Source organism: Pseudomonas sp. 2835 (assembly GCF_050435905.1).
Lineage (GTDB): Bacteria > Pseudomonadota > Gammaproteobacteria > Pseudomonadales > Pseudomonadaceae > Aquipseudomonas.
Genome location: NZ_JBNDLE010000004.1, coordinates 240,246 through 252,175 on the forward strand (window position 1 = coordinate 240,246; position 11,930 = coordinate 252,175).

At 62.1% G+C, this 11,930-nt stretch carries 14 protein-coding genes; 1 reads left to right on the forward strand and 13 read right to left on the reverse strand.

What is annotated here, in order from left to right; genetic code table 11:
* Positions 1-67 precede the first annotated feature (67 nt).
* Positions 68-706: a TetR/AcrR family transcriptional regulator gene (locus ABIE20_RS07390; RefSeq protein ID WP_429503999.1), complete on the reverse strand. Its 639-nt coding sequence runs from the start codon at positions 704-706 to the stop codon at positions 68-70.
* A gap of 72 nt (positions 707-778) precedes the next feature.
* Between ABIE20_RS07390 and ABIE20_RS07395 the strand changes: the two genes are divergently transcribed.
* A complete protein-coding gene (locus ABIE20_RS07395; protein WP_429504001.1) occupies positions 779-1,912 on the forward strand; it encodes an aminotransferase class V-fold PLP-dependent enzyme in 1,134 nt (377 codons plus the stop codon).
* Between the two features lie 233 nt (positions 1,913-2,145).
* On the opposite strand, the gene ABIE20_RS07400 is transcribed toward ABIE20_RS07395, so the two are convergent.
* The 12 genes from ABIE20_RS07400 to ABIE20_RS07455 form a co-directional block, all read right to left on the reverse strand.
* Positions 2,146-2,928, reverse strand: a complete 783-nt coding sequence (locus tag ABIE20_RS07400) for a TatD family hydrolase (RefSeq protein ID WP_429504003.1) — start codon at positions 2,926-2,928, stop codon at positions 2,146-2,148.
* Positions 2,929-2,971: 43 nt separating this feature from the next.
* Positions 2,972-3,958 carry a DNA polymerase III subunit delta' gene (locus ABIE20_RS07405; protein WP_429504005.1) on the reverse strand — a complete coding sequence of 329 codons (987 nt, stop codon included), beginning with the start codon at positions 3,956-3,958 and terminating at the stop codon, positions 2,972-2,974.
* Entirely contained in the window at positions 3,951-4,583 is a 633-nt protein-coding gene (gene tmk / locus ABIE20_RS07410) for a dTMP kinase (RefSeq protein WP_429504007.1), read from the reverse strand. Before tmk ends, ABIE20_RS07405 begins: the two co-directional genes overlap by 8 nt.
* Before the next feature lie 19 nt (positions 4,584-4,602).
* Positions 4,603-5,748: an endolytic transglycosylase MltG gene (mltG, locus tag ABIE20_RS07415; protein ID WP_429504009.1), complete on the reverse strand. Its 1,146-nt coding sequence runs from the start codon at positions 5,746-5,748 to the stop codon at positions 4,603-4,605.
* Positions 5,749-5,751: 3 nt separating this feature from the next.
* On the reverse strand, positions 5,752-6,567 hold the full coding sequence (pabC, locus tag ABIE20_RS07420; RefSeq protein ID WP_429504011.1) for an aminodeoxychorismate lyase: 816 nt from the start codon (positions 6,565-6,567) through the stop codon (positions 5,752-5,754).
* Positions 6,567-7,811, reverse strand: a complete 1,245-nt coding sequence (fabF, locus tag ABIE20_RS07425; RefSeq protein WP_429504013.1) for a beta-ketoacyl-ACP synthase II — start codon at positions 7,809-7,811, stop codon at positions 6,567-6,569. The genes pabC and fabF overlap by 1 nt, the downstream gene beginning before the upstream one ends.
* A 104-nt stretch (positions 7,812-7,915) precedes the next feature.
* Positions 7,916-8,152, reverse strand: coding sequence for an acyl carrier protein (gene acpP, locus ABIE20_RS07430; protein WP_003175607.1), 237 nt, complete (start codon positions 8,150-8,152; stop codon positions 7,916-7,918).
* Positions 8,153-8,348: 196 nt separating this feature from the next.
* The gene (gene fabG, locus ABIE20_RS07435; RefSeq protein ID WP_038994156.1) at positions 8,349-9,089 is read right to left on the reverse strand and encodes a 3-oxoacyl-ACP reductase FabG; all 741 of its coding nucleotides are present in this window, start codon (positions 9,087-9,089) and stop codon (positions 8,349-8,351) included.
* Positions 9,090-9,105: 16 nt separating this feature from the next.
* Positions 9,106-10,044, reverse strand: a complete 939-nt coding sequence (gene fabD, locus ABIE20_RS07440) for an ACP S-malonyltransferase (protein WP_429504016.1) — start codon at positions 10,042-10,044, stop codon at positions 9,106-9,108.
* A gap of 129 nt (positions 10,045-10,173) precedes the next feature.
* Complete coding sequence (gene plsX, locus ABIE20_RS07445) at positions 10,174-11,184, reverse strand: phosphate acyltransferase PlsX (RefSeq protein ID WP_429504018.1); 1,011 nt, start codon at positions 11,182-11,184, stop codon at positions 10,174-10,176.
* A 3-nt stretch (positions 11,185-11,187) separates the two neighbouring features.
* Positions 11,188-11,370, reverse strand: coding sequence for a 50S ribosomal protein L32 (gene rpmF, locus ABIE20_RS07450; RefSeq protein ID WP_010223221.1), 183 nt, complete (start codon positions 11,368-11,370; stop codon positions 11,188-11,190).
* A 13-nt stretch (positions 11,371-11,383) separates the two neighbouring features.
* A complete protein-coding gene (locus ABIE20_RS07455; protein WP_010223220.1) occupies positions 11,384-11,911 on the reverse strand; it encodes a YceD family protein in 528 nt (175 codons plus the stop codon).
* Positions 11,912-11,930: the final 19 nt, after the last annotated feature.

Genomic DNA, 11,930 nt, shown 5'->3' on the forward strand with positions numbered 1-11,930 from the left:
CAAGCCTCTTACCTGAGTATATTCCTCGGCACCCAATCCCAGTAGCGCCATGGTTTGGCTGAATGTCTCAGCTACCGACGGTATCCGGATCGCGCTTGCGCTTGTTGCCCATGCGCACGCCGATGTCCATGAGGAACTGGAAGAAACCTTCCTGGTCTTCCAGGACATTGCTCCAGAACGGCGAGTGATAGAGCGCCACGGCCCCATGCACCAAGGCCCAGGCTGCGCAGTAGTGGAAGTACGGCGGCACATCCTCGAGCTTGCCTTCGCTGATGCGGCCCTTGATCAGCAGGGTCAGGCGGTCGAAGTTGGAGGCGCGGATCTTGTGCAACTCCTCGACCATTTCCGGTACCTGGTTGCCCTTGACCACTTTCTCTTCGAGGCGGTCGAACAGGCGGTAGCGCTGCGGGTCACGCATGCGGAATTCGAAGTAGGCGCGCGACAGGGCTTCCTTGTCGCGGTCGACGTCGGCAGAGTGCAGCAGTTCGTTCAAATCGCGCTCGTAATCGAGCATCAGGCGCAGGTAGATCTCCGCCTTGGATTTGAAATGCTTGTAGATCGTGCCTTTGCCGATACCGACAGCATCAGCGATCATCTCGACGGTGACACTGTCTTCACCCTGTTCGAGAAACAGCTTGAGCGCGGTATCGAGAATTTCTTGCTCTCGGCGACGAAACTCACGGACCTTACGAGGTTCTTTCTGCATAAGAAGGACTGGATCAAAATCGAAGCCGGTTATTATGCCTAACTTGCGCCAAAATGCACGGATCATCCAACCATGTCTATGTTTCTTGATGAGTTTGAACAGGCCCCGGGGCTTCGTTACCTGAACCATGCCGCCGTGGCGCCCTGGCCGAAACGCGCCAGCCAGGCGGTTTCACGCTTCGCCAGCGAGAACGTTTTGCTTGGCGCAAGGGACTATCCGGACTGGATGGCAATGGAGCAACGTTTACGTGAACGACTGATGCGCCTCACGAATGCACCGTCGACCGATGACATTGCTCTGGTCAAAAATACGTCCGAGGCGCTTTCTTTCGTCGCCTTCGGCATCGACTGGCAGGCCGGCGACCAGATCGTCATCAGCGACGAAGAATTCCCTTCCAACCGGATCGTCTGGGAAGCCCTGGCCGACAAAGGCGTCAGCGTCATCCAGGTGAGCCTCAAGGGCAGCGACCCGGAGGCCGCCTTGCTCGCGGCCTGCGGCCCCAAGGTGCGCCTGCTGGCGATCAGTGCCGTGCAGTTTGCCAGCGGCCTGCGCCTTGACCTGGTGCGCTTGGGCCAAGGCTGTCGTGACCGCGAGGTGCTGTTCTGCATCGACGCCATCCAGCAACTGGGCGCCCTGCCCTTCGACGTCCAGGCCTACCAGTGCGATTTTGCCATGGCTGACGGGCACAAATGGATGCTCGGCCCGGAGGGCCTGGGTGTGTTCTATTGTCGCGCCGAGGTACGCCCGCTGCTCAAGCTCAGCGAGTACGGCTGGCACATGCTCGAACACATGGGCGACTACAGCCGCAGCGAATGGCAACCGGCCCACAGCGCTCGACGCTTTGAGTGCGGCAGCCCGAACATGCTCGGTGCCGCAGCCCTGGAGGCCAGCCTGGCGCTGCTCGAGGAAGTGGGCATGGAACAGGTAGCAGCAGCGCTGCTGGAGCGGGTGCAATGGCTCAACGAGGGCCTGGCGGCGATCCACGGGGTCCGCGTGCACAGCCCGCAGGATCTGGTGCGTCGCTCGGGGATTGTTTCCTTCAGCATTGAAGGGGTAGAAAACGGACAGGTCTATCAGCGGCTCAAGCAGGAACAGGTGGTCTGTATTCCGCGCGGCCCCGGGGTGCGATTTTCCCCGCATTTCTATACATCAAAGCAGATAATCGACGAAACTCTCGCCATAGTGCGGCAGATCGCAGAGCGATGAGTGCTCAGCAGCGGCGGGCGTATTCCAAATCTGTTTAAAAAACGATCAGCTACTGGTGGCGGCGCGCCGATCCTGGCCAATACTTCAGGTGTTGGCGCAGCGCATCCCCCCATGTGGCGCCGATAAAGGTGCTCAGGGATCGCGTGCCTTTGTTTTACTCCTAATGGTCTTAACCCGGATTCACCCCCCAGAACCCGGGTTTTTTTTGCCTGTAACTTTTACAGGCTGCGGGGTCAGACCACCCGTGCCAACGGGAACAGGCGCTTGAAGTTGGTCGTGGTCTGCGCCGCCAACTGCTCATAACTTTCACCGCGCACCATCGCCACGAACTCCGCCACTTCACGCACGTACTCTGGCAGGTTGGCCTTGCCGCGGTAGGGGATTGGCGCCAGGTACGGCGAGTCGGTCTCGACCAGCAGCCGATCGGCAGGCACCTGGCGGGCCACATCGCGCAGCGCATCGGCATTGCGGAAGGTGACGATGCCCGACAGCGAAATGTAGTAGCCCAGGTCCAGCGCCGCCTTGGCCATGTCCCAGTCTTCGGTGAAGCAATGCAGCACACCGGCCTGCTTGAGATCTGCTTCACGCAACAAGGCCAGGGTGTCGGCGCGCGCCGCGCGGGTGTGAATGATCACCGGCTTGCCGGTTACCTTGGCCGCCTCCAGGTGCAGGCGGAACGAGTCCTGCTGTACCTGAGCCGCTTCCGGCTCGTAATGATAGTCCAAGCCGGTCTCGCCAATCGCAACCACGTGCGGGTGCTCCAGCTCCTTGAGCAGCCAGTCCAGCGGCGGCGCGCCATCGGGGGTGAGGTCGAGCGGGTGGATGCCGACCGAGCAGTCGACATCGCTGTAGCGTTCGCTCAGGTCCTTGACCGCCTGGGCGTTGTCGGCGCTGATGCCGATGCACAGGAAATGGCCGACGCCGCGCGCGCGGGCAGCATCCAGCGCTGCATCCAGGGAGCCCTGGTGGGCAGTGAGGTCGAGACGGTCCAGGTGGCAATGGGAATCTACAAGCATGGGTACATGACAACGCTGAAAAGAAATGAAGGAACGGCGCAGCTCAACGCTGGCCCGGCAACATCGCCCAGGACGCCAGCAGCGCCTCGAGCAACAGCACCCGATTGAGGTTGGCCTTGCCCAGGACCTTCTGGCGCTGGGCCAGAATCCAGTCCTGGATCTCCAGGATCTTGGCCTGGCTGCTCTTCTGCGCCAGGTACTGAACCACCTTGCGCATATCGCTCAAGCCTAACCCCTCCTCGTCCTGGGTCAACTGATAACGCAGGATCAGGCTGGACCAATCGCAGAACCAGTCGAACAGTTGCAACAGGGGAATGGCATTCCAGGCCTCGGCCAGCTGGCTGGGCGATTGCTGCTGCTTGAGCAGCTTCTTCACCCCATCGACCACCAGCGCGCGCTGCTCGCGCACACCCTGGGCCTGCAGGCTGACTGCCGCCAACGGCGAGCCGGCGGCCAGGCTCAGCAACTCCAGGCGCTCCTGCTCGTCGCAGTCGGGCAAGGCTTGCTCGAGCCAGGCCAGGCTTTGCTCGCGGCTCGGCAGCGGGCAAGCCTGCTGCTGGCAGCGGCTTTTGATGGTCGGTAACAAGCGGCTGGGCTGATGGCTGACCAGCAGCAACACTGTGTTGCCCGAGGGTTCTTCGAGGCTTTTGAGCAAGGCGTTGGCGGCATTGACGTTCATCGCCTCGACCGGCTCGATCAAAATCACCTTGCGCCCGCCCAGCTGCGCGGTCTGCACCACGAAGGACACCAGGTCGCGGACCTGGTCGACCTTGATCGGCTTGTCAGCCTCTTCCGGCTCCAGCACATAGTTGTCCGGGTGGCTGCCGGCTGCGAGCAACAGGCATGACTTGCACTGCCCACACGCCTGCAACTCTTGCGGACGCTGGCACAGCAGCAAGGCCATCAGGCGCTCGGCCAGGGCTCGCTTGCCGATACCCTGCGGCCCGTGAAGCAGGTAGGCATGGGCATGCTGGGTACGCCCGGCCAGTTGCTGCCAAAGCGCCTGCTGCCAGGGAAAGGCCTCAGCCACGGCAACGCTCCAGGATTTGCGGCAGCAAGGCGTCCAGCGACTGCTGTACCTGGGCCAGCGGCAGGGCGGCATCGATCAACCGGTATTGCTGCGGCGCAGCCTGAGCGCGTGCCAGGTAGGCCTGGCGCACAGCCTCGAAGAAGGCCTGGCCTTCTTGCTCGAAACGGTCCAGGCGCCCGCGAGCAGCAGCGCGGGACAGGCCGATTTCCACCGGCAGGTCGAACACCAGGGTCAGGTCCGGGCGCAAATCGCCCTGAACGAAACTCTCCAGGGTGGCAATGCGCTCCAGCGACAGGCCGCGACCGCCGCCCTGGTAGGCGTAGGTGGCATCGGTAAAACGGTCGCACAGCACCACCGCACCACGGGCCAGGGCTGGGCGAATCACTTCGGCCAGGTGCTGGGCACGGGCGGCAAACACCAGCAGCAGTTCGGTGTCGGCGTCCATCTTCTCGTCGCTGGGGGCCAGCAGCAGCTCGCGGATTCGTTCGGCCAGCGGCGTGCCGCCCGGCTCGCGGGTCAACACGACATCCAGACCAGCACCGCGCAAATGCTCGGCGAGGTACTCGCGGTTGGTGCTCTTGCCCGCGCCTTCGGGACCTTCCAGGGTGATAAACAAGCCGCTCACAGGCAGTCCTTACAGTGGGTCATTGCGGGGAGGCCGTTTCGCTGGCCGGCGCCGCTTGCTCGGGCGCCGGCTCAGGGCTGACGTCCGGCGATTGCGGCGCCGTCGGCTTGGCCTCGGGTTCAGGTTCGGTAACCGGGGCCGGGCTCGAACGGTAGTCGGCACGGCGCTTGATCTGGTACTCGCGCACGGCCGAATTGTGCGCATCGAGGTCATCGGAAAACACATGGCTGCCATCACCACGGGCCACGAAATACAGGCTGCTGCCCGGCGTCGGGTTCAACGCGGCATGAATGGCTTCGCGGCCGACCATGGCAATCGGCGTCGGTGGCAGGCCGGCGTTGGTGTAGGTGTTGTACGGCGTCGGCTCGCGCAGGTCGGCGCGGGTTATCTTGCCGTTGTAGCGCTCGCCCATGCCGTAGATCACAGTCGGGTCGGTCTGCAGCAGCATGCCGATGCGCATGCGCCGCACGAACACACCGGCAATCTGCCCGCGCTCCTGCGGCACACCGGTTTCCTTCTCGACCAGCGACGCCATGATCAGCGCCTGGTACGGGTCACGATACGGCACGTCGCTGGAACGCTCAGCCCATTCCTTGGCCAGCACTTCTTCCAGGCGCGCGTAGGCCTGCTGCAGGAACTCGACATCGCTCATGCCGCGCACGAAACGGTAGGTATCCGGGAAGAACCGCCCTTCGGGGAACACGCCCGGATGGCCAAGCTTGTCCATGACCTCGGCATCACTCAGGCCGTCGATGGTTTTCTTGATCTTCTCGTGCTTGGCCAGCGCCGCACGCACCTGGCGGAAGTTCCAGCCCTCGACCAGGGTCAGGGTGTACTGCACCACATCACCGCGACGCCAGACCTCGAACAGGTCGCGCACGGTCATGCCCGGGGTCATGCGGTATTCGCCGGTGTGCAGCGGCACGCCAGCCATGTTGAAGCGCCAGTACAGGCGCAGCCAGAAGGCGTCTTCCAGCACACCGTCGTTCTGCATGCGATAGAACATGCGGTTGGGGGTGGTACCGGTGGGCACGTCGAGCAACCGCTCCTGGGACACGTGCAGGGTCTGCTCCAGCGCCGATTTCACCTTCCAGGCCGAATAGCCCAACATCAGGCCGGCCAGGATCAAGCCGATCTCCAGCAGCACCAAGAATTTACGTCTCACAAATCAGGCATCCAGTAGCGTACGGGCAATGGCCTGCAGTTTACGGGTGAGCGGCCCCGGCGGCCAGTTCAGCGATGTAAAAGCCTGTACCGGCCAGATGCCGTAGACGCTGTTGCAGACAAACACTTCGTCGGCCTGCTGCAGGTCCTGCAGGCTCAGATCGGTAATCTGCACAGGAATTGCAGCGCTCCTGGCATGGCCGAGCAAGGCTGCGCGCATCACCCCGGCCACGCCACAGCGGCTCAGGTCGGCGGTCAGCAGCTGGCCGTCACGCACCAGGAACAGGTTGCTATACACCCCTTCGATGATGCGCCCGGAAACATCGCGCATCAAACCTTCGGCGTGCTCGGCATCCTGCCACTCGGCACGGGCCAGCACTTGCTCGAGGCGATTGAGGTGTTTCAGACCAGCCAGCAAAGGCTGTTCGGCCAGACGTGTCTGGCAGTCGAACAGGCGAACGCCGTGCTCGGCATGCTCTGAAGGATAAGTGGGCAAGGGATTGCCCTGGAGGATACGCCGTGGCGCCACGCCAGCGGCCGGCGCATAGCCGCGCTGGCTGTCGCCACGGGTAACGATAAGCTTGAGCACGCCGTCACCCAGCAAGCTGGCATAACGGCATAACTCGTCGCGAACCAGGCCGTGATCGGCGCTGATCGCAAGGCGCTGGCAACCCAGCGCCAAGCGCTCGAGGTGGTACTCGAGCAACGATGGCCGACCGGCACGCACGGCGATGGTCTCGAACAGACCATCGCCATAGGCCAGCCCCCGGCTTTGCAACGTCAGTGCATCTGCCGGCAGGCCATCGACCCAACTGCGCATCAGCCGGCGAACCGGCGGAACACCAGCGAGCCGTTGGTGCCACCAAAACCGAAGGAGTTGGACAGCACCACCTCGATCGGCATGTTACGCGCCTGGTGCGGCACGAAGTCGAGGTCACAACCTTCGCTCGGCTCATCCAGGTTGATGGTCGGCGGCGCCACCTGGCTATTGATCGACAGCACGCTGAAGATCGCCTCGACTGCACCGGCAGCGCCTAGCAGGTGACCTGTCATCGACTTGGTCGAGCTGATCGCGAGCTTGTAGGCGTGATCGCCGAACACCGATTTGATCGCCGAGGCTTCTGCCAGGTCGCCGGCCGGCGTCGAGGTACCATGGGCGTTGATGTAATCGACGTCGCTGGCGTTCAGGCCGGCATCGCGCAGGGCGTTGGCCATGCAGCGCGCAGCACCGCTGCCGTCTTCTGGCGGCGAGGTCATGTGGTAGGCATCGCCACTCATGCCAAAGCCAACCAGCTCGGCATAGATGGTCGCGCCACGGGCCTTGGCGTGCTCGAGCTCTTCAAGCACCAGCGCACCGGCACCGTCAGCGAGGACGAAGCCGTCACGGCCCTGGTCCCACGGGCGGCTGGCACGGGTCGGGTCGTCGTTGCGGGTCGACAGCGCCCGCGACGCACCGAAACCACCCATGCCCAGGCCACAGGCGGCCATTTCCGCACCGCCGGCGATCATCACGTCGGCTTCACCGAAGGCAATGTTGCGCGCGGCCATGCCGATACAGTGGGTACCGGTGGTGCAGGCGGTGGAAATAGCGTAGTTAGGCCCCTGTACACCCAGGTGGATCGACAGGAAACCGGAAATCATGTTGATGATCGAACCCGGCACGAAGAATGGCGAAATGCGCCGCGGGCCCTGGTCATGCAAGGTCCGGCTGGTTTCTTCGATGTTGGTCAGTCCACCGATACCCGAGCCCATGGCCACGCCAATGCGCTCGCGGTTGGCATCGGTCACTTCCAGGCCGGCATTACGCACTGCCTGAAAACCGGCTGCCAGGCCGTACTGAATGAACAGATCGAGCTTGCGGGCTTCCTTGACCGACAGGTACTGCTCGACTTCAAAGCCCTTTACCGAGCCGCCAAAACGGGTGGAGTAGGCAGACAGGTCAGTATGCTCGATCAGACCTATGCCACTGCGGCCAGCCAGAATGCCCTGCCAACTGCTCGGCACATCCGTACCCAGTGGCGACAGCATACCCATACCGGTGACCACGACGCGTCTACGCGACACAGCACTCTCCTTATTCAATTGACTACATCTCTTGTAAAGAAAAAACCGCACGCCGGCGAAGGCAGTGCGGTTTTTCCATGACAAGAAGCGACGACTACAACGTCTTAGGCCTGGTGGCTGGTGACGTAGTCGATAGCAGCTTGAACAGTAGTGATCTTCTCGGCTTCTTCGTCAGGGATTTCGGTCTCGAATTCCTCTTCCAGAGCCATCACCAGCTCAACGGTGTCAAGGGAATCGGCACCCAGATCTTCGACGAAGGAAGCAGTGTTCACTACTTCTTCTTCTTTAACGCCCAGTTGCTCGGCGACGATTTTCTTGACGCGTTCTTCGATGGTGCTCATACCTTGTTTTCACTCCTAATGGACATATGTCAGGCAGCTGGCCGGTGTGTAAGTGTATAGAAAGACGTCTGCTTTTCAAGCGCAACACGCCTTGCAAGACCACACCTGCCAACCGACTAGAATCTGGTTGCAGCTTTATAACGGATTTTAGACAGCTCGTATGACATTTTTTTGAAGCAATCCGTCACATTCAATTTTACATGTACATGCCGCCGTTGACCGGAATGGTCGCGCCGGTGACATAGCCTGCACCTTCGGAGGCCAGGAAAGCCACCACATTGGCGATCTCCTGAGCCTGGCCCAGACGCCCCAGCGGGATCTGGGTCTGCAGCGCTTCACGCTGAGCTTCAGGCAGCTCGCGGGTCATGTCGGTGTCGATGAAGCCCGGGGTCACCGAGTTGACGGTGATCGCGCGGGAGCCGACTTCACGCGCCAGGGCGCGGCTGAAGCCTTCCAGGCCCGCCTTGGCAGCAGCATAGTTTACCTGGCCGACGTTACCCATGGCACCGACCACCGAGCCGATGCTGATGATACGACCCCAGCGTGCCTTGGTCATGCCGCGCAGCACGCCCTTGGACAGACGGTAAAGGCTGTTCAGGTTGGTGTCGATGACGTCGAACCACTCGTCGTCCTTCATGCGCAGCATGAGGTTGTCGCGGGTGATGCCGGCGTTGTTGACCAGGATGGTCGGCGCGCCGAACTGCTCCTGGATCTTGGCCAGGGTGGCGGTGACCGACTCGTCGCTGGTCACGTTCAGCTCAAGGCCGGTACCAGTGATGCCGTGCTCCTTGAGGGTCGCGGCGATACGCTCGGCGCCCGAAGCGGAGGTAGCGGTACCGATCACGGTAGCGCCCAGACGGCCCAGTTCCAGGGCGATAGCCTGGCCGATACCACGGCTGGCGCCGGTAACCAGGGCAACTTTACCTTGCAGGCTCATGCAAGCTTCTCCTAAATCAGGCCAGCGCCGCACGAGTGGCGGCGACGGCATCTGGGGTATTGAGGTTGTAGGTGGTCACGCCCTCGGCGCAACGCTTGTTCAGGCCGGCCAGAACCTTGCCTGGACCGCATTCGACCAGGTTTACCGCGCCATTGGCGGCCAGGGTCTGTACGCACTCGACCCAGCGTACCGGCTTGTATAGCTGCTCCAGCAGGTCGCGCTTGAGGGTGTCGAGGTCAGCGGCTACGGCAGCGCTGACGTTTTGCACCAGCGGGATCTGCGGGGCCTGCCAGTCGATGGCATTGACCGATTCGGCGAAGCGCTCGGCGGCCGGGCGCATCAGCTCACAGTGCGACGGCACGCTGACCGGCAGCGGCAGTGCACGCTTGGCGCCAGCGGCCTTGCAGGCTTCCATGGCGCGCTCGACAGCAGCCTTGGCGCCAGCGATCACAACCTGGCCTGGCGAGTTGAAATTGACTGCGCTGACCACTTCGCCCTTGGCAGCTTGTGCACAGATATCCGCGACCACGGCGTCGTCCAGGCCAAGGATCGCAGCCATCGCGCCCTGCCCGGCTGGTACAGCCTCTTGCATGAGCTCGCCGCGGCGCTTGACCAGCTTCACGGCGTCACCCAGGCTCAGGCTGCCAGCGGCGACCAGGGCACTGTATTCGCCCAGGCTGTGACCGGAAACGAACGCCGGACGCGCGCCGCCCTCGGCCAGCCACAGGCGCCACAAGGCGATCGAAGCGGTGAGAATGGCCGGCTGGGTTTTGTCGGTTTGGTTGAGTTGCTCTTCCGGACCGTTCTGGGTCAGCGCCCAGAGGTCATAGCCCAGAGCCTCGGAGGCCTCACGGAAGGTATCAATGACCAGCGGATACTGGGCGCCCAGCTCGGCGAGCATGCCGAGGGACTGCGAACCTTGACCGGGAAAGACAAATGCGAGGGATGCAGACATTGAACAAGCCCCTAGTGATCTTGTCGTCGGAAATAAAGCGCCCAGCACCAGGCTGAGCACAAGAAACTGAAGAGTTGGATGGTAACGAGGACCAAGCGGTCACATTTAACCACTTCCTGAGGCATATGCCTAAAGCAACAGGTCTTCCAGGCGCCCGTGCAAACGTTGCGGCAGGTTCTCCTGGATCTCGATCAGCGCCCGCTGAATGGCGCTCTGAAAGCCTTGCACGCCGGCAGAGCCATGACTTTTGATGACGATACCCTGCAGGCCGAGAAAACTTGCGCCATTATGTCGCGCCGGCGCCAGGTCAGCCTGCAGGCGGCGCAGCAGTGGCATGGCCACGGCGCCGGCCAGACGCGCGCCGAGCCCACCCTTGAACAGCGCCTCGATACGCGCGCCGATCATCGTCGCCAGGCCCTCGCTGGACTTGAGCAGGATGTTGCCGACAAAGCCGTCGCACACCACTACGTCCGCCTCGCCACGGTACAAGCCGTCACCTTCGACGAAACCGATGTAGTTCAGGCCGCGGGCATTCTGCAGCAGACTGGCCGCAAGTTTGACTTGCTGGTTGCCCTTGATGTCTTCGGTGCCGACGTTGAGCAAGGCCACACGCGGGCGCAAGATACCCAGGGCCTGGGCGGCCACCGAGCCCATCACGGCAAACTGATAGAGGTTTTCTGCGCTGCAGTCGACATTGGCACCCAGGTCGAGCAACTGGCAGTAACCGGTCTGGGTGGGGATGGCGGCAACCATGGCCGGGCGATCGATGCCGGGCAGGGTTTTCAATACATAGCGCGACAGCGCCATCAGCGCACCGGTGTTGCCGGCACTGACGCAGGCCTGAACCTTGCCATCACGCAATAATTCGAGGGCCACGCGCATGGACGAATCGGGCTTGCTGCGCAACGCCTGGGACGGCCGCTCGTCCATGCCGATCACTTCGCTGGCGGCCACGATTTGCAGGCGCGCGCGATCCGCTGCCGACTGGCCAGCGATCAGATCTTCAAGGAGGGAGGGTTGACCGACGAGGGTCAGGTGCAGCGAGGGGGTAGCCGACAGGCAAGCAATACTCGCCTGAACAATGCTGCGGGGACCGAAGTCCCCGCCCATTGCGTCAATCGCGATGATCTGAGCGGACAAGGATTACTCGTCAGCGCCCTTGTCGATCACTTTACGACCACGGTATACGCCTTCTGGCGATACGTGGTGACGCAGGTGCACTTCACCAGTGGTTTTCTCTACGGACAGAGCGTTTTCCGAGAGAGCGTCGTGCGAACGGCGCATGTCACGGGCAGAGCGGGATTTTTTGTTCTGCTGAACAGCCATAATTGATTAACTCCTAAACGTTTGGGTCACGCTTTAACTGCGCCAATACACTGAACGGGTTGGACCGTGTTACCTCGTCCTTGCTCGGTTCGGGCTCATCGGCGCCCGCCGGCTGCTGGCATTCTTCCGGATGATGAGCAGGCACGATAGGCAAGGCGAGCAGAAGCTCTTCCTCGACCAAGGCCTGCAGATCCAAAGGATCTTCGCCCAGTTCCAGCACGTCATAACCTTTCGGCAACGACTGGGTATTCGCACCCTCCTTCACCACGGCGTAAGTACATTCGCTGTGGATCGGCAGGGTGACCAGCTCAAGACAACGCTGGCAAACCATCTTGACCTCGACGCTCAGGTCGGTGTGGATAACCACAGCCTTCTGCTCGTCGCGTTCAAAATCGAATTTAGCCTGCACCGTACCGACAGTGTCGGAAAGCGGGTCGCAGAGTCTCTCCAAATCGGCGAGCTGCAGTGTTCCTTCGAGGGAAACACCACGATCGGCCAATTTGCGCGGGTCAACGTGAGGTGGAATCGGGTCATTCAACATAGGCGCAGCATTCTAGGGA